The sequence below is a fragment of the Escherichia sp. Lx600-2 genome (assembly GCF_036662595.1).
GTDB classification, from domain to species: Bacteria; Pseudomonadota; Gammaproteobacteria; order Enterobacterales; family Enterobacteriaceae; genus Escherichia; species Escherichia coli.
In genome coordinates this window covers 1-23,139 of record NZ_JAYQWM010000044.1, presented here as the reverse complement: position 1 = coordinate 23,139, position 23,139 = coordinate 1, and the positions used below count along the sequence as shown (strand labels likewise).

The following is a 23,139-nucleotide window of genomic DNA, read 5'->3' as shown; positions in this document are numbered from 1 at the left end:
GGGTTCAGAGTATTAGCACAACGGACGTACAGCTTCGCGCATCCCTTTTTCAAGAATCGCATCCAGGTCATTAGCAACCTGCTCGACCAGACCAGGCACTTGCGTCAGGTCCTGCTCCCAGTGGTCTTTTTCTGCCAACACAATCGCAACCAGTTCCTGGGTACCGATAACACGGTCACGATGCTGGCTCCAGAGTTGCTGATAACGTTCCAGCCAGTGTGCATCGTCCTGTACCGGATATGTTTCTCCGTTACGCTCACCGCGATAGAACGCAATCAATGCCGCTAATGCGAAAGTAAGGCGCGCCGGAAGTGTGCCGTTTGCCTTCTGCCCTGCCAGTAGCTGCGGCAGGATGCGGGTACGGAACTTGGTCATACCGTTGAGCGCGATAGACAGCAGCTGATGCTTGATGTACGGGTTACGGAAACGCCCGGTGACTGCACTGGCGAAAGACTCCAGTTCATCGCGAGGCAAATCCAGAACCGGAATAATTTCTTCGTAGATGGCTTTTTCAACGAATGCGCAAATTTCAGCATCGTTCATCGCTTCACCTACGGTATCCAGCCCTGCCTGGAACGCCACCGGCACCAACGCGGTGTGTGCACCGTTGAGTATTGCCACTTTGCGTTCTTTATACGGTTTAATATCGTCAACAATCAGCACGTTGAGCGGATATTTGTCCAGACGCAGCTCGGTCGCTAAGGATTTCGGTCCCTGAATCACAAACAGGTAAAAGTGTTCAGCGGTGTCGAGGAAACCATCGTGATAACCCAGTTCTTCTTCCAGTTTAGCCACTTCATCACGCGGATAACCGGTAACGATACGGTCCACCAGCGTAGAACAGAAGCTGTTAGCCTGATCCAGCCATTGAATAAATGCTTCTGGCAGTGCCCACTCTTGCGCATAGCGCAGCACCAGTTCACGCAACGCGTCGCCATTGTAGTCGATCAACTCACACGGGATGATGATCCAACCTTTATCCAGCGCACCGTTGAAATGGCTAAAACGTTCGAACAGCAGACGGGTCAGTTTTGCCGGATAACTTACCGCTGGCGCGTCATCGAATTTATCGCCCGCATGGTAGCTGATACCCGCTTCGGTGGTGTTAGAGAAAACAAAGCGCATTTCCGGGTTGTGCGCCAGTTTCAGGAATTCATCGTATTCACTGTAGACGCTGATTTCACGATTAACAGAGCGAATCAGACGCGCGTCGCTGACCGCTTCCCCCTTCTCATTCAGGCCACGGATAATGGTGGTGTACAGACCATCCTGCGTGCTCAGTGACGGCGGGAATGAAGTTTCAATCGGACGAACAACGACCACACCAGAATTCAGATCGGTGTGCTCATTCAGGAGATCTATTTGCCAGTCAACAAAGGCGCGCAGGAAGTTACCTTCACCAAACTGAATGATACGTTCTGGATACTGTGCACCGGGAAAATCGCGACGATTTAGTGTTTTCACAATGGGTTCCCTTCTGATTAGTCATACAACCTGTTTGAATTGGTACGACAGGTTAGCAAACTTTAATACGCCGAACCCCTGTTTTGATCAACTCCTGATGATTAATGAGCAGTTTTATGAGAAAAGTGTGGCGCGGATCATGGTTTAATCGAGGAAATACGCCTTTTCCTGGATCATAAAGTGGTAGAACACATTGCATTCAAATCGCTCTGAATGAATAAAGATGTCAGACAACTTCCTCACCGTAACGCATAGTGCTGGTACGGTTGCGCCCATCTTTCTTCGAGCGATACAGACACGTATCGGCTTCGACCATCAATTTATTAAAGTCATCGGTCAGCGTTCGGTACGATGCGCGACCACTACCGACGCCAATACTTACCGTGAGATAAAGCGTTTTTTGTTGCCAGGTGAATGGTTGCAGTTCAACGCCTTTACGGATTTTTTCCGCCATTAGCAGACCATCGACAGGATTCACCGACGGCACTGCAACAGCAAATTCTTCGCCGCCCATTCGCGCCACCAGCCCCTTATCACCGACAATCTTCTGGATATGCCGGGCAAACACGCTTAACACTTTATCGCCACATTCATGTCCATAGTTATCGTTAATACTTTTGAAATAGTCGATATCAAGCAGCATGACAGTCAGATGTTGTGTCTGTTTCAGCGATGGACTTTTCAGCGCCTCATAAAGACCGGACCGTGAGTAAACCTGAGTCAGAAAATCAAAGTCGGCTCGCAGCGCAACTTGCTTCATTAGCGAATTGATCGCTGCCACGCTAAAAGAAACCATAATTGGGCATATCGCCATCGTGGCAATACCGAGACGTGCGGAGAACATTTCCGGAATGGAGAACGGCGAACCGACCGAGATATCAATCACCGAATTAGCCACCAGTACGATTTCCACCGCACCGGTGACAAAGGTCAACAGACATGTTACCTGCGGCGTATAGCGCACTGCACACCAGATTAATGCAGGCAGCGGGAACGCCAGACTCCCCGCTCCACCAATGACTACCGAGGCAATAACCGACACAATAAGCGCGATGGCGGGCATCATCTGTTCTGCTTTAAAGCGCGGCAGCACTCCAGGAATAGCCAACGTCAGCATACAAGGCACGATCAACACGCCCGTTGAGAATTGCTCACTGAACCAGTCCGCAAGCAAAGGCCAGAAATCCAGACTATCAATACTGACCGAACCAATCGCCCCGACAATAGCGCATAATAATGCGGCAATCAGACAGTAATTAAATAGCCGTAAGGCACTTACTGGCTCATACTTATTTTTCCCCAGACGCTTATCCCGCACGACCAGTAAGGCGACGGTAACAATAAACATCATATTGGAGAAATTGATAGCCAGTGAAACCAGTCCCCATTCGGTGGTTATGGCATCATAAACCAGCATCGCCACATAACTGATCGCGTAGTAATGCAGTCGATTAAGCCAGACATAGCGGGCAAACACCCCCGCCATTACGCCATTCAGGGCCAGAAAAGAGAAAGTTCGTGAACCAGCCGTAACTCTGCACCAATAAAATAGAACAGCGTGGTTAGCGCAAAAATAGCGATGCTATTACGTAGCAGATGACCTTCCTGGAACAAACGGAAAGTTGAAATGGGGTGTACATGCATTAATTATCTGTCCATACAATTGCGGGTGGCAATTATCTCAACGTAATAAGTAAATTCTCATAAAGGATAGCATGTTCGCTGACAGCGGCGGCAAATAAAGGTACCCTGGGAATGCTATTTTATCGTTTTCCGCAATTCTCATAGCTGATTCATCTGTACAACCAGCCAGTGATAGATTACCGCCACGATATAACGTTGTTGTTCTTCGCTTAACGAAACACCCTGCGGAATGTTATGCCACTTAGCCAGACAACCGCGACAGCAGGTCGCGGTGGCGTGCTGAGCGATAAACACCGGATGCCCGCGCATGGGGGTTTGCTTACCGTCATTAGCCGGTAATGCCGGAGCAAGACGTTTAGCGACAAAATCCGCCGCATGTTGTTCGATGACTGGCGCGCCTTTCTCCAGACAATACTGACGCTCTTTCATGCCCAAACGAAAGCGAGATCGAAATTTTGAACGGGATAAACGCGCGAAGAGTGGATCGAGAGACTGCATTAATAAACCGAACGCCCTAACTGTTTCGTCAATTGTTCAAGGACGGCAATGCCCGCAAGCGAGTTACCTGCATCATCCAGTTCCGGACTCCAGACTGCGATGGCCATTTCATGCGGAACAATCGCCACAATACCGCCCCCAACGCCAGATTTCGCCGGTAGTCCCACCCGCCAGGCAAACTCCCCCGCGTTCTGGTACATACCACTGGTCGCCATCAGCGCGTTAATTTGCCGCGCCTGCATTGGCGTCACCACTGGTTCATCAATATGAATAGCTTTCCCCTGATTAGCCAGAAAGACAAACGTCCGGGCCAGCTCTACACAGCTCATTTTCAGAGCGCAGTAATGAAAGTAGTTTTGCAGAACGGTTGTCACGTCATGATGGAAATTGCCAAACGACTTCATCAGCCAGGCGATAGCCGCATTTCGCGCGGAATGTTCAAATTCGGAACGCGCTACCACCGTATCGTAGGAAATATCAGACACACCGCTTAAGCCGCGCACGACTTCCAGCATACGTTGCCGTGGTGCGCTTAATCGCCCTTGCAACATATCGCAGACCACCAGCGCACCGGCATTAATAAACGGATTACGCGGAATACCCTGCTCCATTTCCAGTTGCACTAAAGAATTGAACGGTGATCCAGACGGATCTTTGCCGACGCGTTGCCAGATTTCCTCTTCGGAGTAATGACGCATGGCGACAACGAGACTCAGCACTTTAGAAATAGACTGAATGGAAAAACGTTCTTGCGCGTCTCCGGCCTGAAAAAGCTGTCCGTCAACGGTACAGATAGCAATGCCCAATCGGGAACCGTCTACCGTAGCCAGCGCTGGGATATAATCCGCGACTTTACCCTGACCAATGAGCGGCCGGACTTGCCGCAAGATGTTTTCTAAAATTGCATTATCCATGGCGACTGCCACTTTCTACTCCTGGACCGCAGGTCTGAAAAGACCTGCGAGTATATCAGAGCTGAATATGTCGCGTCAGATCCGGTCTTTCCACACCGTCTGGATATTACAGAATTCGTGTAAGCCGAAATGGGAAAGCTCACGACCAAAGCCACTCTTTTTCACGCCACCAAAGGCCACTCGCGCGTCGCTGGCACAATAACCATTGATAAACACCCCACCGCATTCCAGACGTGCCGCCATCTGTCTGGCCTGTGTTTCGTCGGTGGTAAAAATGGTCGCTGAAAGGCCGAACTCACTATCATTAGCCAGTGCCAGCGCATGTTCTGCATCTTTCGCAATGGTGATTGCCGCAACGGGGCCAAACATTTCTTCCCGAAACGCGGTCATTTCTGGGGTAACATTCGCCAGAACCGTTGGCGGATAGTAGTTACCTGCCCCAGCCATCTTTTCCCCGCCCAGTAACAAACGCGCACCTTGCGCCAGGGTTTTCTCCACCTGATGATGCAGCTCATCACGTAAATCGAAACGAGCCATTGGTCCGAGAGCGTTATCTTCGTCACGGGGATCGCCCATTTTCAAGGCTGCCGCAGCTGCCACAAAACGTTCGGTAAATGCCGAAGCAATTCCCTCTTCGATAATAAAGCGTTTTGCCGCTGCACAAACCTGTCCGGTATTCTGATAACGTCCGGCTACCGCCGCTTTAACCGCCAGTTCCAGATCGGCATCGTTAAGCACAATAAATGGATCCGAACCGCCCAGTTCCAGTACGCATTTTTTCAGTGCCGCTCCAGCCTGTGCACCAATAGCCGCTCCCGCACGAACACTTCCGGTCACCGTGACAGCAGCAATGCGCGAGTCTTTAATCATCTGACTGACACCGTCGTTGTGGGCATTCAGCCAGCCATATACGCCTTGTGGGATTCCCGCATCTTTAAACACCTGGGCAATGAGCTGAGCACAGCCCATCACATTCGGCGCATGTTTAAGTAAGTAACCGTTACCAGCAAGAATGATGGGAACAGCGCCACGCATCACCTGCCATAACGGAAAATTCCACGGCATAATCGCCAGAATCGTCCCCAACGGTCGATACTCAATAACTGCCTGCTGATTTTCCACCAGCGTAGGTTCCGCCTTCAGCATTGCCGGACCATGTTCTGCATACCAGTCACACAAATTCGCCGATTTCGCCACTTCAGCGCGCGCCTGGTTGATTGGTTTGCCCATTTCGCGGGTGATCATTTGCGCCATTTCTTCGCTACGGGCGCGCAGAGCCTTACCGATATCACGCAGTTTTTCAGCACGATAATCTATATTTGTCTCGCGCCAGTCACGAAAGCCTGCTGCCGCCAGCTGAAGTGCGTTTTCGATATCATCAGCGCCAGCCCACGGCAACACAGAAAGTTGTTCACCCGTGGCAGGATTTATCGAAATTGCATGAGTTGCCGGAGTAATGGTCATCGGGGTATCTCCTTTATGAGTCATGGTATGAAGATACGCAGATTTACTCTTGCTTTAAAATGAATAATATTAAGCCACTTATTCACGAATCGAGAATATTATGGATCTGACCCAACTGGAGATGTTCAACGCGGTTGCCGAAGCTGGCAGCATTACGCAGGCTGCAGCAATAGTGCATCGCGTGCCGTCGAATCTCACTACCCGTCTACGCCAGCTGGAAACAGAACTGGGGGTAGATCTGTTTATTCGCGAGAATCAGCGTTTACGTCTATCTCCTGCCGGGCATAACTTTTTACGCTATAGCCAACAAATTCTCGCGTTAGTGGATGAAGCGCGGAGCGTTGTCGCTGGCGATGAGCCGCAAGGTTTATTTTCTCTGGGTTCGCTGGAAAGCACCGCAGCAGTTCGCATTCCGGCCACGCTGGCGGAATTCAACCGTCGTTATCCCAAAATTCAGTTTTCACTTTCCACCGGCCCTTCCGGCACTATGCTGGAAGGTGTGCTGGAGGGAAAACTTAATGCGGCGTTTATTGATGGACCCATTAACCATACTGCCATTGACGGGATACCGGTATACCGCGAGGAGCTGATGATCGTCACGCCACAAGGTCATGCGCCAGTAATCCGTGCCAGTCAGGTTAATGGCAGTAACATTTATGCCTTCCGCGCCAATTGTTCGTATCGTCGCCACTTCGAGAGCTGGTTTCATGCTGACGGTGCCGCTCCGGGAACTATCCATGAGATGGAGTCTTATCACGGAATGTTGGCCTGTGTGGTCGCAGGAGCAGGTATTGCGCTTATTCCGCGCTCTATGCTGGAAAGTATGCCGGGGCATCACCAGGTTGAAGCGTGGCCGTTAGCTGAGCAATGGCGTTGGCTAACAACCTGGCTGGTCTGGCGTCGTGGTGCGAAAACGCGTCCGCTCGAGGCATTTATTCAACTACTGGATGTGCCTGACTCGACAAAACAGGGTTACCAATGAGCTATTTTTGATAGTTCTTGCGGCTAATATGCTCTATATAGTGATGTTCCGATGACTTATGACTATATGGGGCAAATATGGTTACGCCAGTAAGCATCAGCAATTACATATCTCTTCCTGATGATTTTCCCGTTCGTAATATTGCACCGCAGGTAAAAGAAGTTTTAAAGGATTTTATTGATGCACTTAGTACAATAATATGTAATGAAGAGTGGCGCACGTCTTTAAACATCAACTCAGCCACAAAAAAGATATTTAATAACCTTGACAACTTATCATATATTCAGAGGACTTCTTTTCGGGGTAACGACACGCTATACAATGAAAAGGTTCAGTTTAAACTCACTTATCCCGCCAGGAATGGAAGACACAAAAAAAATATTGAATTTCAGGTAGTAATAAATTTAAGTCCTATTTATTTAGATAATTTCCGCCATGATGGAGAAATTAATATTTTTTGCGCTCCCAACCCAAAGCCTGTCACTATGGGGCGCGTATTTCAGACCGGCGTCGAGCGTGTGCTCTTTCTGTTTCTGAATGATTTTATTGAACAATTTCCAATGATAAACCCTGGCGTTCCCATCAAAAGAGCGCATACACCACATATTGAACCCCTGCCTCCGGATCACCATACCGCTGCAGATTACTTACGCCAGTTTGATTTGCTTGTCCTGAATTTTATCTCTCGCGGTAATTTTGTTATACTCCCCCGATTATGGAATAACTCTGAGGTTCACAGATGGTTCGTCAATAAAGATCCTAACTTGATCACCGCCATTCTCGACATAACGGACAGCGAATTAAAAGAGGATTTATTGCAAAGCCTGATGGATTCATTAGGTTCTAACAAACATGTACTACCCGAAGTCTGCATCTGCTTTTTATCCCTTTTAGCAGAACAAGAATCTCCTCATTTTCAGGACTTGTTTTTATTTTTCGCCAGTATGTTATTGCACTATCACCAATTTATGAATCCCAATGAAAGTGATTTGAATAACGTGTTGATGCCAGCATCATTAAGTGATGATAAAATTATCAAACATATGGCGCGCAAGACCCTCAAACTTTTTGTAAAAAATAAAACACCGCCAAAAGTTACTCATGAAGACCTGGTGAAAAACAGGCCTCGCTCCCCTGTCAGACCACCTATACCCGCAACCTCCAAAACGCCAGACATTCCTGATCGTCATTAAACCGTGATGTTTACCGTCTCTCTGACGCGTGAAAGAATCAGCGTCAGAGAAACGGAAAACGCGATCCAGATCACAAATGCATTGTATTCACATCATTAACCGTTTTAAGATCATTTCATCACTTTTTCGCAACTCACCCGATAATCTGTTATGACAACAAACACTGTTTCCCGCAAAGTGGCGTGGCTACGGGTCGTTACGCTGGCAGTCGCCGCCTTCATCTTCAACACCACCGAATTTGTCCCTGTTGGCCTACTCTCTGACATTGCGCAAAGTTTTCACATGCAAACCGCTCAGGTCGGCATTATGTTGACCATTTACGCATGGGTAGTAGCGCTAATGTCATTGCCTTTTATGCTAATGACCAGCCAGGTTGAACGGCGCAAATTACTGATCTGCCTGTTTGTGGTGTTTATTGCCAGCCACGTACTGTCGTTTTTATCGTGGAGCTTTACCGTTCTGGTGATCAGTCGCATTGGTGTGGCTTTTGCACATGCGATTTTCTGGTCGATTACGGCGTCCCTGGCGATCCGTATGGCTCCGGCCGGGAAGCGAGCACAGGCATTGAGTTTAATTGCCACAGGTACAGCACTGGCAATGGTATTAGGATTACCTCTCGGGCGCATTGTGGGGCAGTATTTCGGTTGGCGAATGACCTTCTTCGCGATTGGTATCGGGGCGCTTGTTACCCTTTTGTGCCTGATTAAGTTACTTCCCTTACTGCCCAGTGAGCATTCCGGTTCATTGAAAAGCCTCCCGCTATTGTTCCGCCGCCCGGCATTGATGAGCATTTATTTGTTAACTGTGGTGGTTGTCACCGCCCATTACACGGCATACAGCTATATTGAGCCTTTTGTGCAAAACATTGCGGGATTCAGCGCCAACTTTGCCACGGCATTACTGTTATTACTCGGTGGTGCGGGCATTATTGGCAGCGTGATTTTCGGGAAACTGGGTAATCAGTATGCGTCTGCGTTGGTGAGTACGGCGATTGCGCTGTTGCTGGTGTGTCTGGCACTGCTGCTACCTGCGGCGAACAGTGAAATACACCTCGGGGTGCTGAGTATTTTCTGGGGGATCGCGATGATGATCATCGGGCTTGGTATGCAGGTTAAAGTGCTGGCGCTGGCACCAGATGCCACCGACGTCGCGATGGCGCTATTCTCCGGGATATTTAATATTGGAATCGGGGCGGGTGCGTTGGTAGGTAATCAGGTGAGTCTGCACTGGTCAATGTCGATGATTGGTTATGTGGGCGCGGTGCCTGCTTTTGCCGCGTTAATATGGTCAATCATTATATTTCGCCGCTGGCCAGTGACACTCGAAGAACAGACGCAATAGTTGAAAGGCCCATTCGGGCCTTTTTTAATGGTACGTTTTAATGATTTCCAGGATGCCGTTAATAATAAACTGCACACCCATACATACCAGCAGGAACCCCATCAGGCGGGAGATCGCTTCAATGCCACCCTTGCCCACCAGCCGCATAATTGCGCCAGAGCTGCGTAGACTTCCCCACAAAATAACCGCCACCAGGAAAAAGATCAGCGGCGGCGCAACCATCAGTACCCAATCAGCGAAGGTTGAACTCTGACGCACTGTGGACGCCGAGCTAATAATCATCGCAATGGTTCCCGGACCGGCGGTACTTGGCATTGCCAGTGGTACAAAAGCAATATTGGCGCTGGGTTCATCTTCCAGCTCTTCCGACTTGCTTTTCGCTTCCGGTGAATCAATCGCTTTCTGTTGCGGAAAGAGCATCCGAAAACCGATAAACGCGACGATTAAGCCGCCTGCAATTCGCAGACCGGGAATCGAAATGCCAAATGTATCCATCACCAGTTGCCCGGCGTAATACGCCACCATCATGATGGCAAATACGTACACCGAGGCCATCAACGACTGACGATTACGTTCGGCACTGTTCATGTTGCCTGCCAGGCCAAGAAATAACGCGACAGTTGTTAATGGGTTAGCTAACGGCAGTAACACCACCAGCCCCAGGCCAATTGCTTTAAACAAATCTAACATTGGTGGTTGTTATCCTGTGTATCTGGGTTATCAGCGAAAAGTATAAGGGGTAAACAAGGATAAAGTGTCACTCTTTAGCTAACCTTGCATCGCATTGACCAAAACTTGAACCGATTTAGCAAAACGTGGCATCGGTCAATTCATTCATTTGACTTATACTTGTCTGGGCAATATTATCATCTGCAACTAATTACTTGCCAGGGCAACTAATGTGAAAAGTACCAGCGATCTGTTCAATGAAATTATTCCATTGGGTCGCTTAATCCATATGGTTAATCAGAAGAAAGATCGTCTGCTTAACGAGTATCTGTCTCCGCTGGATATTACTGCGGCACAGTTTAAGGTGCTCTGCTCTATCCGCTGCGCGGCGTGTATTACTCCGGTTGAACTGAAAAAAGTGTTGTCGGTCGACCTGGGAGCACTGACCCGTATGCTGGATCGCCTGGTCTGTAAAGGCTGGGTGGAAAGGTTGCCGAACCCGAATGATAAGCGCGGCGTACTGGTAAAACTTACCACCAGCGGCGCGGCAATATGTGAACAATGCCATCAATTAGTTGGCCAGGACCTGCATCAAGAATTAACAAAAAACCTGACGGCGGACGAAGTGGCAACACTTGAGCATTTGCTTAAGAAAGTCCTGCCGTAAACAAAAAATGAGGTATGACGATGTCCAGACGCAATACTGACGCTATTACCATTCATAGCATTTTGGACTGGATCGAGGACAACCTGGAATCGCCACTGTCACTGGAGAAAGTGTCAGAGCGTTCGGGTTACTCCAAATGGCACCTGCAACGGATGTTTAAAAAAGAAACCGGTCATTCATTAGGCCAATACATCCGCAGCCGTAAGATGACGGAAATCGCGCAAAAGCTGAAGGAAAGTAACGAGCCGATACTCTATCTGGCAGAACGATATGGCTTCGAGTCGCAACAAACTCTGACCCGAACCTTCAAAAATTACTTTGATGTTCCGCCGCATAAATACCGGATGACCAATATGCAGGGCGAATCGCGCTTTTTACATCCATTAAACCATTACAACAGCTAGTTGAAAACGTGACAACGTCACTGAGGCAATTATGAAACCGCTTTTATCCGCAATAGCAGCTGCGCTTATTCTCTTTTCCGCGCAGGGCATTGCGGAACAAACCCAGCAACCGCTCGTTACTTCCTGTGGCGATGTGGTGGTTGTTCCCCCATCGCAGGAACAACCACCGTTCGATTTAAATCACATGGGTACAGGCAGTGACAAATCGGATGCGCTGGGCGTGCCCTATTATAACCAACAAGCCATGTAGTATATTCAGGCCCCGGCATATCGGGGCTTGTTAACCTCTTACCTTCACCGCTTTACGCCACTGCAAACCAAATACATTGATATACAGTCCGGCCATAATGAGCACAGCCCCTAAGAATTGCAGACCTGTTAAGCGTTCATCCAGCAGTAACGCTGCACTTGCCAGACCGACTACTGGCACCAGTAATGATAATGGTGCGACACGCCATGTTTCATAGCGTCCAAGCAGCGTACCCCAAATCCCGTAGCCAACTATCGTCGCTACAAATGCCAGATACATCAACGCCAGAATGGTGGTCATGTCGATAGTGACCAGACTGTGAATCATTTTTCCGGAGCCATCGAGAATGAGCGAGGCGACAAAAAACGGAATTATTGGGATTAATGCGCTCCAGACGACCAGAGACATTACCGCCGGACGGGATGAATGAGACATGATCTTTTTATTGAAGATGTTGCCACACGCCCAACTAAATGCTGCCGCCAGGGTCAACATAAAGCCGAGCATCGCCACATGCTGACCGTTCAGACTATCTTCGATTAACACCAGTACGCCAAAAATCGCTAACGCAATCCCCGCCAGTTGCTTACCGTGCAGCCGTTCGCCAAAAGTAAAAGCACCGAGCACGATAGTAAAAAACGCCTGAGCCTGTAACACCAGCGAAGCCAGTCCAGCAGGCATACCAAAGTTAATGGCGCAGAAGAGAAAGGCAAACTGTGCAAAACTGATGGTTAATCCATACCCCAGCAGCAAATTCAGTGGTACTTTCGGTCGTGCGACAAAAAAGATGGCCGGAAAAGCGACCAGCATAAAGCGCAAACCGGCCAGCATCAGCGGTGGCATGTTATGAAGCCCCACTTTGATGACCACAAAATTTAGCCCCCATACGACCACTACCAGTAGCGCCAACACCCCATCTTTTCGCGACATTCTACCGCCTCTGAATTTCATCTTTTGTAAGCAATCAACTTAGCTGAATTTACTTTTCTTTAACAGTTGATTCGTTAGTCGCCGGTTACGACGGCATTAATGCGCAAATAAGTCGCTATACTTCGGATTTTTGCCATGCTATTTCTTTACATCTCTAAAACAAAACATAACGAAACGCACTGCCGGACAGACAAATGAACTTATCCCTACGACGCTCTACCAGCGCCCTTCTTGCCTCGTCGTTGTTATTAACCATCGGACGCGGCGCTACGCTGCCGTTTATGACCATTTACTTGAGTCGCCAGTACAGCCTGAGTGTCGATCTAATCGGTTATGCGATGACAATTGCGCTCACTATTGGCGTCGTTTTTAGCCTCGGTTTTGGTATCCTGGCGGATAAGTTCGACAAGAAACGCTATATGTTACTGGCAATTACCGCCTTCGCCAGCGGTTTTATTGCCATTCCTTTAGTGAATAACGTAGTGAATAACGTAGTGAATAACGTGACGCTGGTGGTGCTATTTTTTGCCCTTATTAACTGCGCCTATTCCGTTTTTGCTACCGTGCTGAAAGCCTGGTTTGCCGACAATCTTTCGTCCACCAGCAAAACGAAAATCTTCTCAATCAACTACACCATGCTCAACATTGGCTGGACCATCGGTCCGCCGCTCGGCACGCTGTTGGTGATGCAGAGCATCAATCTGCCCTTCTGGCTGGCAGCTATCTGTTCCGCGTTTCCCATGCTTTTCATTCAAATTTGGGTAAAGCGCAGCGAGAAAATCATCGCCACGGAAACAGGCAGTGTCTGGTCGCCGAAAGTTTTATTACAAGATAAAGCACTGTTGTGGTTTACCTGCTCTGGCTTTCTAGCTTCTTTTGTTAGCGGCGCATTTGCTTCATGCATTTCACAATATGTGATGGTGATTGCTGATGGGGATTTTGCCGAAAAGGTGGTCGCGGTTGTTCTTCCGGTGAATGCTGCCATGGTGGTTACGTTGCAATATTCCGTGGGCCGCCGACTTAACCCGGCTAACATCCGCGCGCTGATGACAGCAGGCACCCTCTGTTTCGTCATCGGTCTGGTCGGTTTTATTTTTTCCGGCAACAGCCTGCTATTGTGGGGTATGTCAGCTGCGGTATTTACTGTCGGTGAAATCATTTATGCGCCGGGCGAGTATATGTTGATTGACCATATTGCGCCGCCAGGAATGAAAGCCAGCTATTTTTCTGCCCAGTCTTTAGGCTGGCTTGGTGCCGCGATTAACCCATTAGTGAGCGGCGTAGTGCTAACCAGCCTGCCGCCTTCCTCGCTGTTTATCATCTTAGCGTTGGTGATCATTGCTGCGTGGGTGCTGATGTTAAAAGGGATTCGTGCAAAACCGTGGGGGCAGCCCGCGCTTTGTTGATTTAAGTCGAACACAATAAAAATTTAATTCAGCCTTCGTTTAGGTTACCTCTGCTAATATCTTTCTCATTGAGATGAAAATTAAGGTAAGCGAGGAAACACACCACACCATAAACGGAGGCAAATAATGCTGGGTAATATGAATGTTTTTATGGCAGTACTGGGAATAATTTTATTTTCTGGTTTTCTGGCCGCGTATTTCAGCCACAAATGGGATGACTAATGAACGGAGATAATCCCTCACCTAACCGGCCCCTTGTTACAGTTGTGTACAAGGGGCCTGATTTTTATGACGGCGAAAAAAAACCGCCAGTAAACCGGCGGTGAATGCTTGCATGGATAGATTTGTGTTTTGCTTTTACGCTAACAGGCATTTTCCTGCACTGATAACGGATCGTTGACACAGTAGCATCAGTTTTCTCAATGAATGTTAAACGGAGCTTAAACTCGGTTAATCACATTTTGTTCGTCAATAAACATGCAGCGATTTCTTCCGGTTTGCTTACCCTCATACATTGCCCGGTCTGCTCTTCCAATGACCACATCCAGAGGCTCTTCAGGAAATGCGCGACTGACACCTGCTGTCACGGTAATGTTGATATGCCCTTCGGAATGTGTGATGGCATGGTTATCGACTAACTGGCAAATTCTGACACCTGCACGACATGCTTCTTCATCATTAGCCGCTTTAACAATAATGATAAATTCTTCCCCCCCGTAGCGATAAACCGTTTCGTAATCACGCGTCCAACTGGCTAAGTAAGTTGCCAGGGTGCGTAATACTACATCGCCGATTAAATGCCCGTAGGTATCATTAACCAATTTAAATCGGTCAATATCCAACAACATTAAATAAAGATTCAGAGGCTCAGCGTTGCGTAACTGATGATCAAAGGATTCATCAAGAACCCGGCGCCCCGGCAATCCCGTCAAAACATCCATATTGCTACGGATCGTCAGTAAATAAATTTTGTAATCGGTTAATGCCGCAGTAAAAGAAAGTAACCCTTCCTGAAAAGCGGCGAAATGCGCGTCCTGCCAGTGATTTTCAACAATAGCCAGCATTAATTCCCGACCACAGTTATGCATATGTTGATGGGCAGAATCCATTAGCCGAACGTAAGGTAATTCATCGTTATCGAGTGGCCCCAGATGATCAATCCACCGACCAAACTGGCACAGTCCATAAGAATGGTTATCCGTTATTTCTGGCTTACTGGCATCTCTCGCGACCACGCTGTGAAACATACTCACCAGCCACTGGTAGTGGGCATCGATAGCCTTATTGAGATTTAACAAGATGGCATCAATTTCCGTTGTCTTCTTGATCATTGCCACTCCTTTTTCACAGTTCCTTGTGCGCGCTATTCTAACGAGAGAAAAGCAAAATTACGTCAATATTTTCATAGAAATCCGAAGTTATGATTCATCTCTGAGATAACATTGTGATTTAAAACAAAATCAGCGGATAAAAAATTGTTTAATTCTGTAAATTACCTCTGCATTATCGCAAATGAAAGGATGACAAATAGCATAACCCAGTACCCAAATGGCCCGGTAGTTCAGGCCATCAGGCTAATTTATTTTTATTTCTGCAAATGAGTGACCCGAACGACGGCCGGCGCGCTTTTCTTATCCAGACTGCCGCTAATGTTGATCATCTGGTCCGGCTGAACTTCTCGACCATCAAAAACGGCCGCAGGAATAACAACATTAATTTCACCGCTCTTATCGCGAAAAACGTAACGGTCATCTCCTTTGTGAGAAATCAAATTACCGCGTAGTGAAACCGAAGCGCCATCGTGCATGGTTTTTGCGAAATCAACGGTCATTTTTTTTGCATCATCGGTTCCGCGATAGCCATCTTCTATTGCATGAGGCGGCGGTGGCGCTGCATCCTGTTTTAAACCGCCCTGGTCATCTGCCAACGCATAAGGCATGACAAGAAAACTTGCTAATACAATGGCCTGAAATTTCATACTAACTCCTTAATTGCGTTTGGTTTGACTTATTAAGTCTGGTTGCTATTTTTATAATTGCCAAATAAGAATGCTGCCAATTGTTATAAGGCATTTAAAATCAGCCAACTAGCTGTCAAATATTCAGAGAATTTAACTCACTAAAGTTAAGAAGATTGAAGAGTCTTAAACATATTTTCAGAATAATCGGATTTATATGTTTGAAAATTATTATATTGGACGAGCATACAGAAAAAGCAAATCACCTTTACATATTAAAGCGTGGACAAAAAACAGTGAACATTAATAAAGATAAAATTGTACAGCTTGCAGATACCGACACTATTGAAAACCTGACATCCGCGTTGAGTCAAAGACTTATCACGGATCAATTACGCTTAACTACCGCCGAATCATGCACCGGCGGTAAGTTGGCTAGCGCCCTGTGTGCAGCTGAAGATACACCCAAATTTTACGGTGCAGGCTTTGTTACTTTCACCGATCAGGCAAAGATGAAAATCCTCAGCGTAAGCCAGCAATCTCTTGAACGATATTCTGCGGTGAGTGAGAAAGTGGCAGCAGAAATGGCAACCGGTGCCATAGAGCGTGCGGATGCTGATGTCAGTATTGCCATTACCGGCTACGGCGGACCGGAGGGCGGTGAAGATGGTACGCCAGCGGGTACCGTCTGGTTCGCGTGGCATATTAAAGGCCAGAACTACACTGCGGTTATGCATTTTGCTGGCGACTGCGAAACGGTATTAGCTTTAGCGGTGAGGTTTGCCCTCGCCCAGCTGCTGCAGTTACTGCTATAACCAGGCTGGCCTGGCGATATCTCCAGGACAGCCATTGGTGGTGTTTATATGTTCAAGCCACGATGTTGCAGCATCGGCATAATCTGAGGAGCCTTACCGCGCCATTGTCGATACAGGCGTTCCAGATCTTCGCTGTTACCTCTGGAAAGGATCGCCTCGCGAAAACGCAGCCCATTTTCACGCGTTAATCCGCCCTGCTCAACAAACCACTGGTAACCATCATCGGCCAACATTTGCGTCCACAGATAAGCGTAATAACCTGCGGCATATCCGCCACCAAAAATATGGGCAAAATAACTGCTGCGATAGCGTGGCGGTATAGCAGGAAGATCCATATTTTCTGCCACCAGCGCCCGCAATTCAAAATCATCGACATCCTGCATTGCTTCGTTTTCTTCCAGGCAATGCCAGCGCATATCGAGAAGTGCGGCGCTAAGCAGTTCGCTCATCTCATACCCTTTGTTGAACAGGCTGGCATTACGCATTTTCTGTTGCAGTTCGTCAGGCATTGCTGCCCCGCTCTGATAATGCCGGGCGTAGCGAGCGAATACCTGCGGATGCGTTGCCCAGTGTTCGTTGATTTGCGACGGAAATTCGACAAAATCACGCGGCGTGTTGGTACCGGAAAGCGTGGCAAAACGCTGGCGGGCAAAAAGGCCGTGCAGCGTATGACCAAATTCATGGAATAAGGTTATGACATCATCCCAGAGTAACAACGCAGGCTCACCGGCAGCGGGTTTCTGATAATTGCAGACGTTATAAATTACCGGATGCGTTTCATTAAGCGTTGATTGCTCAACAAAATTGCCCATCCATGCACCGCCGCTTTTTGAATCACGGGCGAAGAAATCACCGTAAAATAACGCCAGCCCCACGCCATTATGATCAAAAATTTCCCACACCCGAACGTCAGGATGGTAGACAGGAATATCAAAACGTTCGACAAACTTAATACCGAAGAGCTGATTCGCGGTCCAGAATACACCTTCATTCAACACCGTGTTTAATTCAAAATATGGCTTGAGCTGCGCCTCATCAAGATCAAATTTCTCTCGCCGGACCTGTTCGGCATAAAATGCCCAGTCCCACGGCTGCGCGCTAAACCCGCCCTGCTGCTTATCAATAACCGCCTGTATGGAGGCTAATTCATCGCTCGCACGTTGACGCGCCGCTGGAACAATTTCCCGCATAAAGTTGAGTGCTGCTTCAGGTGTTTTTGCCATCTGATCGGCGATTTTCCATGCGGCATAATGAGGAAAACCAAGTAATGTTGCCTGTTGTGCACGGATCTCCACCAGACGTTGAATGATAGCGCGGGTATCATTGGCATCATTTTTTTCCGCTCGCGTCCAGCCCGCAATAAACAGTTTTTCACGCGTCGCACGATCGCGCATTTCGGCAAGCGCCGGTTGTTGGGTGGTATTCAGCAGCGGAATCAGCCATTTGTTATCCAGACCTTTCTCGCGAGCCGCCTCTGCCGCCAGCGCAATCTCTTGCTCACTCATTCCTGCCAGCTGCGCGATATCGTTCACAACCAGACCGCCGGATTTATTTGCTGCCAGTAATCGCTGGTTAAACTGGCTGGTCAGGGTCGCAGCTTCTGTATTCAGTACTTTTAATTTTGCTTTATCAGCATGCGCAAGCTTGGCTCCGGCAAGGACAAAACGTTGATGAATCTCCTCCACCAGGCGGATGGATTCACTATCAAGCCCCAGAGATTCACGGCGTTGCCAGACAGCATCTACCCGCGCGAATAATTCACCATTCAGATAGATATCATTAGCCAGTTCCGCCAGTTCAGCGGAAAACTGCTCGTCAAGACGCTGTAATTCATCATTGGTATGCGCCGCAGTCATCGCAAAAAAGACGCTGGTAACGCGGGTAAGTAATTCTCCACTTTGTTCCAGTGCCAGAATAGTATTGTTGAAATCAGGTGTTTGCGGGTTAAGCGCGATGGCAGCAATTTCTGCCCGCTTTTGCTGTATTCCCTCATCGAATGCCGGGCGATAGTGATGATTGGCAATTTGATCAAAATGAGGAGCCAGATACGGCAGTGTGCTTTGCACAAGGAAAGGATTCATTGTTGTCATTTTCTTCTCCTGAACGCGAGGTGTTCCATAGCGTAGGCTTACTGATAACGGAGTGCAATCTTGCAAACCAGTATTACCCGCTCTTAAGCATCACGTGCTATGTTATTGACACACAAAAGCGTTGAGGAACAGTGAGATGATCGTTTTAGTAACTGGAGCAACGGCAGGTTTTGGTGAATGCATTACTCGTCGTTTTATTCAACAAGGGCATAAAGTTATCGCCACTGGCCGTCGCCAGGAACGGTTGCAGGAGTTAAAAGACGAACTGGGAGATAATCTGTACATCGCCCAACTGGACGTTCGCAACCGCGCCGCTATTGAAGAGATGCTGGCATCGCTCCCTGCCGAGTGGAGCAATATTGATATCCTGGTAAATAATGCCGGCCTGGCGTTGGGCATGGAGCCTGCGCATAAAGCCAGCATTGAAGACTGGGAAACGATGATTGATACCAACAACAAAGGCCTGGTATATATGACGCGCGCCGTCTTACCGGGTATGGTTGAACGTAATCATGGTCATATTATTAACATTGGCTCAACGGCAGGCAGCTGGCCGTATGCCGGTGGTAACGTTTACGGTGCGACGAAAGCCTTTGTTCGTCAGTTTAGCCTGAATCTGCGTACGGACCTGCATGGTACGGCGGTGCGCGTCACCGACATCGAACCGGGTCTGGTGGGTGGCACCGAGTTTTCCAATGTCCGCTTTAAAGGCGATGACGGTAAAGCGGAAAAAACCTATCAAAATACCGTTGCATTAACGCCAGAAGATGTCAGCGAAGCCGTCTGGTGGGTGTCAACGCTGCCTGCTCACGTCAATATCAATACCCTGGAAATGATGCCGGTTACCCAAAGCTATGCCGGGCTGAATGTCCACCGTCAGTAATTTTTATACCCGGCGTAACTGCCGGGTTATTGCTTGTCATAAAAAAGTGGTAGACTCATGCAGTTAACTCACTCACAAGCAAGAACGAATGACCGTCGAAACGCAACTTAATCCCACACAGCCTGTCAATCAGCAGATTTATCGTATCCTTCGTCGCGACATTGTCCATTGCCTGATTGCCCCAGGCACACCGTTGTCGGAAAAAGAAGTTTCTGTTCGTTTCAATGTGTCTCGCCAGCCGGTTCGTGAAGCCTTTATTAAACTGGCGGAAAACGGCCTGATTCAAATTCGTCCACAGCGTGGCAGCTACGTCAACAAAATTTCCATGGCCCAGGTGCGCAACGGCAGTTTTATCCGTCAGGCCATTGAGTGCGCGGTGGCGCGTCGGGCGGCGAGCATGATTACCGAAAGCCAGTGCTACCAACTGGAACAAAATCTTCACCAGCAACGCATTGCCATTGAGCGCAAGCAACTGGATGATTTTTTTGAACTTGATGACAACTTCCATCAACTCCTGACGCAGATTGCCGACTGTCAACTGGCGTGGGATACCATTGAGAACCTGAAAGCGACCGTTGATCGCGTGCGCTATATGAGTTTCGACCACGTTTCTCCACCAGAAATGCTGTTACGCCAGCATCTTGATATTTTCTCTGCCCTGCAAAAACGTGATGGCGATGCGGTAGAACGTGCAATGACGCAACATTTGCAGGAAATCAGCGAATCCGTGCGCCAGATCCGCCAGGAAAATAGCGACTGGTTTAGCGAAGAGTAATTCATTTCCTCTCATCCCATCCGGGGTGAGAGTCTTTTCCCCCGCCTTATGGCTCATGCATGCATCAAAAAAGATGTGAGCTTGATCAAAAACAAAAAATATTTCACTCGACAGGAGTATTTATATTGCGCCCGTTACGTGGGCTTCGACTGTAAATCAGAAAGGAGAAAACACCTATGACGACCTACGATCGTAACCGTAACGCAATCACCACTGGCAGCCGTGTTATGGTTAGCGGCACCGGTCACACTGGCAAGATCCTGTCGATTGATACTGAAGGTCTGACCGCTGAGCAAATCCGCCGCGGAAAAACCGTAGTTGTTGAAGGTTGTGAAGAGAAACTGGCACCACTGGACCTGATTCGTCTCGGCATGAACTAAGCGTGTGAATGCCGCCGATGGCGGCATTGCTTTTTTTACTTCACGGAATATTTTGCCACGGTCGCTTTCGCGCCATGCGCTAATAAAGACAAGTACGCTTCCGTCACTTTTGCAGTAAACAAGCAATTGTCTGGCAAATCATCACCAAAGATTGCCTTAATCGCCAGCAATGACTGGACGCGCGCTTTCCCTTCGGCACTACTTTGTACAGCCTTCTGAATAACAGGTAACAGTGGGTCACTGATTTCTATCGGATTTCCCTGTTCATCAACACCACCGACATAACGCATCCAACCCGCGACGCCCAGCGCCAGCAGATCGAACTTGCTGTCATGCGCCAGATGCCAGCGAACAGAATCCAACATCCGCTGTGGCAATTTCTGGCTGCCATCCATCGCAATCTGCCAGGTTCGATGACGTAACGCCGGGTTGCTATAGCGTGCAATTAATCGGTTAGCGTAATCTTGCAAATCAACGCCCTGCACTTTCAGCGTCGGCGCTTGTTCCTGCAACATCAAGCCATACGCCGCATAACGATAATGTTCATCTTCCATACAGTCATTAATGTGCTGATATCCGGCAAGATAACCCAAATACGCCAGGAATGAATGACTGCCGTTGAGCATGCGCAACTTCATCTCTTCATAAGGCAGTACATCGCTAACCAGTTCGGCTCCCGCTTTTTCCCATTCCGGACGTCCGGCAACAAAATTATCTTCGATTACCCACTGGCGGAAAGGTTCACAGGCAACGCCAGCAGGATCGCGCACACCGGTAAGCTGTTCGATTTTCGCCAGCGTATCCTCTGCCACTGCGGGCACAATACGGTCCACCATTGTTGATGGGAAAGTCACGTTATCTTCGATCCATTGTGCCAGTTTTACATCAACGGCTTGCGCGTAGGAAGTGACAACGTCACGCATAACATGACCGTTTTCTGGCATGTTGTCACATGACATGACGGTAAATGCGGGAAGTCCTGCCGCTTTACGGCGGGCCAGCGCCTCAACAATCACCCCTGTTGCTGTTTTCGGCTGGTGGGGATTTTGCACGTCGGCAGCGACCATCGGGTGATCGAGCATTAACTGTCCGGTCGCCGGAGAGTGGAAATACCCTTTTTCGGTGATTGTCAGAGAGACAATCGCGATTTGTGGTTCACACATCGCAGCCAACACGGTTTCTAAGCCATCTATCTGTACGTGCAAGGCTTTTTTAACGACGCCAACGACGCGAGCCGTCCACGCATCGGCCGACATTTCCGCAACGGTATAAAGATTATCTTGCTGTTGTAAATCGGCAATTTGCTGTTCGCCACCGATTAAGTTGACCTCATAATATCCCCAGTCACTGAAATGTTCTGTAGCAAGAATATCGGCATACACGCCCTGATGCGCACGGTGAAATGCACCAAAGCCTAAATGAACAATTCTTGGGGCCAGGTTATTACGATCATAAACAGGGAGTGTCGCTTTTGCTGATAACAAATTATTTCCCATAACAATTCCTTAAATATAAATATGGCAAGCTACATGTTTTGTTATATGAAGAAAAATCCCCTCTCCGGTAAGAGAAGGGATTGAGGATTTACAGACTTCTGGAAGGTTGCGCAGCTCTTACAACACGCGGTTGATCTTCCGCAGCGTCTTCCAGTGCACTTAAATCACGGTCTTTCACTTCTGGCATTTTCAGCGCAGAGATTAAACCAATCACTGAATATGCCATGATCATAATGGCGATTGGATACCAGGATTCCGTCATGGTGCAGAAAATACCTGCCAGGATAGGACCAAAACCGGAAGCGATAAGACCACCAATTTCTTTTGAAATAGCCATCCGGGTAAAGCGGTTTTTACAACCGAACATTTCTGCCATGGTAATGTTTTCCAGAGCAAATAATCCCAGCACCGCACAGTTATGAATCACAATCAGTGCAACCATAATCGTGCTCGGGGCATAGCTTTTATCTACGATGATAGAAAGCATTGGCCATGCCAGCACAATCGCGGAGGTATTCATAATAATATACGGGATCCGGCGACCAATTTTATCGGATAACCAACCAAGGAACGGAATGGTCATAAAGCCGAGAATCGAACTAATCATCAATGCATCTGTTGGAATTGCTTTGTTAAACAATAACGTCTGCACTAAATAGCCTGCAAGGAAAGTCTGAATTAACCCGGAGTTACCCGCCTGACCAAAACGCAGCCCTGTTGCCAGCCAGAAGGATTTGCTCTGGAACATGCTACCAGCAGGTGCAGGTTTTGCTGTCGGTTGGTTGCTGTCATTAACCTTCTCAAAGACCGGGCTTTCTTTCAGATTCATACGTAACCAGATAGGGAAGGTGCGAACAAGTTCCTGATATGAGATCATCATATTCATCCGGAGCGCATCCCAGAGGGACATCATGAGC

Annotated in this window: 23 protein-coding genes and 2 pseudogenes; 13 read left to right on the top strand and 12 right to left on the bottom strand. The window is 48.3% G+C overall.

Going from position 1 to position 23,139, the window contains the following annotated elements:
* Positions 1 to 12: 12 nt before the first annotated feature.
* From uxaB to sad, 5 genes and pseudogenes are all read right to left on the bottom strand, one after another.
* On the bottom strand, positions 13 to 1,464 hold the full coding sequence (uxaB, locus tag OQV04_RS15790; protein ID WP_000854633.1) for a tagaturonate reductase: 1,452 nt from the start codon (positions 1,462 to 1,464) through the stop codon (positions 13 to 15).
* 226 nt (positions 1,465 to 1,690) lie between these two features.
* Positions 1,691 to 3,108, bottom strand: a pseudogene (locus tag OQV04_RS15785) (sensor domain-containing diguanylate cyclase).
* A gap of 138 nt (positions 3,109 to 3,246) precedes the next feature.
* Positions 3,247 to 3,606, bottom strand: coding sequence for a DUF4186 domain-containing protein (locus tag OQV04_RS15780; protein WP_001191026.1), 360 nt, complete (start codon positions 3,604 to 3,606; stop codon positions 3,247 to 3,249).
* Complete coding sequence (gene glsB, locus OQV04_RS15775; protein WP_000257409.1) at positions 3,606 to 4,532, bottom strand: glutaminase B; 927 nt, start codon at positions 4,530 to 4,532, stop codon at positions 3,606 to 3,608. The genes OQV04_RS15780 and glsB overlap by 1 nt, the downstream gene beginning before the upstream one ends.
* Positions 4,533 to 4,595: 63 nt before the next feature.
* Positions 4,596 to 5,984, bottom strand: coding sequence for a succinate-semialdehyde dehydrogenase (gene sad / locus OQV04_RS15770; RefSeq protein ID WP_032280882.1), 1,389 nt, complete (start codon positions 5,982 to 5,984; stop codon positions 4,596 to 4,598).
* A 100-nt stretch (positions 5,985 to 6,084) separates the two neighbouring features.
* On the opposite strand from sad, the gene ptrR reads away from it, so the two are divergent.
* From ptrR to ydeA, 3 genes are all read left to right on the top strand, one after another.
* Positions 6,085 to 6,966 (top strand): putrescine utilization regulator PtrR, encoded by an 882-nt coding sequence (gene ptrR / locus OQV04_RS15765; RefSeq protein WP_000366472.1) that lies wholly within the window; start codon positions 6,085 to 6,087, stop codon positions 6,964 to 6,966.
* 77 nt (positions 6,967 to 7,043) lie between these two features.
* Positions 7,044 to 8,159, top strand: coding sequence for a putative protein YneK (gene yneK / locus OQV04_RS15760; protein WP_274446678.1), 1,116 nt, complete (start codon positions 7,044 to 7,046; stop codon positions 8,157 to 8,159).
* Positions 8,160 to 8,309: 150 nt separating this feature from the next.
* Positions 8,310 to 9,500 (top strand): L-arabinose MFS transporter, encoded by a 1,191-nt coding sequence (gene ydeA / locus OQV04_RS15755; RefSeq protein ID WP_000210809.1) that lies wholly within the window; start codon positions 8,310 to 8,312, stop codon positions 9,498 to 9,500.
* Between the two features lie 24 nt (positions 9,501 to 9,524).
* Here ydeA and marC read toward each other — a convergent pair whose 3' ends face one another.
* Positions 9,525 to 10,190: an NAAT family transporter MarC gene (marC, locus tag OQV04_RS15750; protein WP_000885033.1), complete on the bottom strand. Its 666-nt coding sequence runs from the start codon at positions 10,188 to 10,190 to the stop codon at positions 9,525 to 9,527.
* 211 nt (positions 10,191 to 10,401) lie between these two features.
* Between marC and marR the strand changes: the two genes are divergently transcribed.
* The 3 genes from marR to marB are packed head-to-tail and all read left to right on the top strand — an operon-like array spanning position 10,402 to position 11,490.
* Positions 10,402 to 10,836 carry a multiple antibiotic resistance transcriptional regulator MarR gene (gene marR, locus OQV04_RS15745; RefSeq protein ID WP_000843419.1) on the top strand — a complete coding sequence of 145 codons (435 nt, stop codon included), beginning with the start codon at positions 10,402 to 10,404 and terminating at the stop codon, positions 10,834 to 10,836.
* Positions 10,837 to 10,856: 20 nt separating this feature from the next.
* Positions 10,857 to 11,240 carry an MDR efflux pump AcrAB transcriptional activator MarA gene (gene marA / locus OQV04_RS15740; RefSeq protein ID WP_000091199.1) on the top strand — a complete coding sequence of 128 codons (384 nt, stop codon included), beginning with the start codon at positions 10,857 to 10,859 and terminating at the stop codon, positions 11,238 to 11,240.
* Positions 11,241 to 11,271: 31 nt separating this feature from the next.
* Positions 11,272 to 11,490 (top strand): multiple antibiotic resistance protein MarB, encoded by a 219-nt coding sequence (gene marB / locus OQV04_RS15735; RefSeq protein ID WP_032280885.1) that lies wholly within the window; start codon positions 11,272 to 11,274, stop codon positions 11,488 to 11,490.
* Positions 11,491 to 11,520: 30 nt separating this feature from the next.
* Here marB and eamA read toward each other — a convergent pair whose 3' ends face one another.
* Positions 11,521 to 12,420 (bottom strand): O-acetylserine/cysteine exporter, encoded by a 900-nt coding sequence (gene eamA / locus OQV04_RS15730; protein WP_000087208.1) that lies wholly within the window; start codon positions 12,418 to 12,420, stop codon positions 11,521 to 11,523.
* Positions 12,421 to 12,614: 194 nt separating this feature from the next.
* On the opposite strand from eamA, the gene ydeE reads away from it, so the two are divergent.
* From ydeE to mgtT, 3 genes are all read left to right on the top strand, one after another.
* Positions 12,615 to 13,826, top strand: coding sequence for an efflux MFS transporter YdeE (ydeE, locus tag OQV04_RS15725; protein ID WP_032280886.1), 1,212 nt, complete (start codon positions 12,615 to 12,617; stop codon positions 13,824 to 13,826).
* Positions 13,827 to 13,952: 126 nt separating this feature from the next.
* Complete coding sequence (gene mgtS / locus OQV04_RS15720) at positions 13,953 to 14,048, top strand: protein MgtS (protein WP_000901367.1); 96 nt, start codon at positions 13,953 to 13,955, stop codon at positions 14,046 to 14,048.
* On the top strand, positions 14,048 to 14,152 hold the full coding sequence (mgtT, locus tag OQV04_RS15715) for a protein MgtT (RefSeq protein ID WP_211180496.1): 105 nt from the start codon (positions 14,048 to 14,050) through the stop codon (positions 14,150 to 14,152). The genes mgtS and mgtT overlap by 1 nt, the downstream gene beginning before the upstream one ends.
* A 114-nt stretch (positions 14,153 to 14,266) precedes the next feature.
* Here mgtT and dgcZ read toward each other — a convergent pair whose 3' ends face one another.
* Positions 14,267 to 15,157: a diguanylate cyclase DgcZ gene (gene dgcZ, locus OQV04_RS15710; RefSeq protein WP_032280887.1), complete on the bottom strand. Its 891-nt coding sequence runs from the start codon at positions 15,155 to 15,157 to the stop codon at positions 14,267 to 14,269.
* Positions 15,158 to 15,411: 254 nt separating this feature from the next.
* Positions 15,412 to 15,804, bottom strand: a complete 393-nt coding sequence (gene ydeI / locus OQV04_RS15705; RefSeq protein ID WP_000671733.1) for a YdeI family stress tolerance OB fold protein — start codon at positions 15,802 to 15,804, stop codon at positions 15,412 to 15,414.
* Positions 15,805 to 16,079: 275 nt separating this feature from the next.
* On the opposite strand from ydeI, the gene OQV04_RS15700 reads away from it, so the two are divergent.
* A complete protein-coding gene (locus OQV04_RS15700; protein WP_001625264.1) occupies positions 16,080 to 16,598 on the top strand; it encodes a 2-oxo-tetronate isomerase in 519 nt (172 codons plus the stop codon).
* 44 nt (positions 16,599 to 16,642) lie between these two features.
* Here OQV04_RS15700 and dcp read toward each other — a convergent pair whose 3' ends face one another.
* The gene (gene dcp, locus OQV04_RS15695) at positions 16,643 to 18,688 is read right to left on the bottom strand and encodes a peptidyl-dipeptidase Dcp (protein WP_032280888.1); all 2,046 of its coding nucleotides are present in this window, start codon (positions 18,686 to 18,688) and stop codon (positions 16,643 to 16,645) included.
* 136 nt (positions 18,689 to 18,824) lie between these two features.
* On the opposite strand from dcp, the gene ydfG reads away from it, so the two are divergent.
* The 3 genes from ydfG to ydfZ all read left to right on the top strand — a co-directional run bounded on the left by ydfG (position 18,825) and on the right by ydfZ (position 20,726).
* On the top strand, positions 18,825 to 19,571 hold the full coding sequence (gene ydfG, locus OQV04_RS15690; protein WP_001296081.1) for a bifunctional NADP-dependent 3-hydroxy acid dehydrogenase/3-hydroxypropionate dehydrogenase YdfG: 747 nt from the start codon (positions 18,825 to 18,827) through the stop codon (positions 19,569 to 19,571).
* Positions 19,572 to 19,659: 88 nt separating this feature from the next.
* On the top strand, positions 19,660 to 20,346 hold the full coding sequence (rspR, locus tag OQV04_RS15685; RefSeq protein ID WP_000215549.1) for a DNA-binding transcriptional regulator rspR: 687 nt from the start codon (positions 19,660 to 19,662) through the stop codon (positions 20,344 to 20,346).
* A gap of 176 nt (positions 20,347 to 20,522) precedes the next feature.
* Complete coding sequence (ydfZ, locus tag OQV04_RS15680) at positions 20,523 to 20,726, top strand: putative selenium delivery protein YdfZ (RefSeq protein ID WP_000214712.1); 204 nt, start codon at positions 20,523 to 20,525, stop codon at positions 20,724 to 20,726.
* Between the two features lie 35 nt (positions 20,727 to 20,761).
* Here the strand turns inward: ydfZ and OQV04_RS15675 are convergent, their stop codons facing one another.
* Together OQV04_RS15675 and ydfJ are read right to left on the bottom strand one after the other, a co-directional pair.
* On the bottom strand, positions 20,762 to 22,222 hold the full coding sequence (locus tag OQV04_RS15675) for a mannitol dehydrogenase family protein (RefSeq protein ID WP_101969405.1): 1,461 nt from the start codon (positions 22,220 to 22,222) through the stop codon (positions 20,762 to 20,764).
* Positions 22,223 to 22,310: 88 nt separating this feature from the next.
* Positions 22,311 to 23,139, bottom strand: a pseudogene (gene ydfJ, locus OQV04_RS15670) (MHS family MFS transporter YdfJ); the annotation flags it as partial.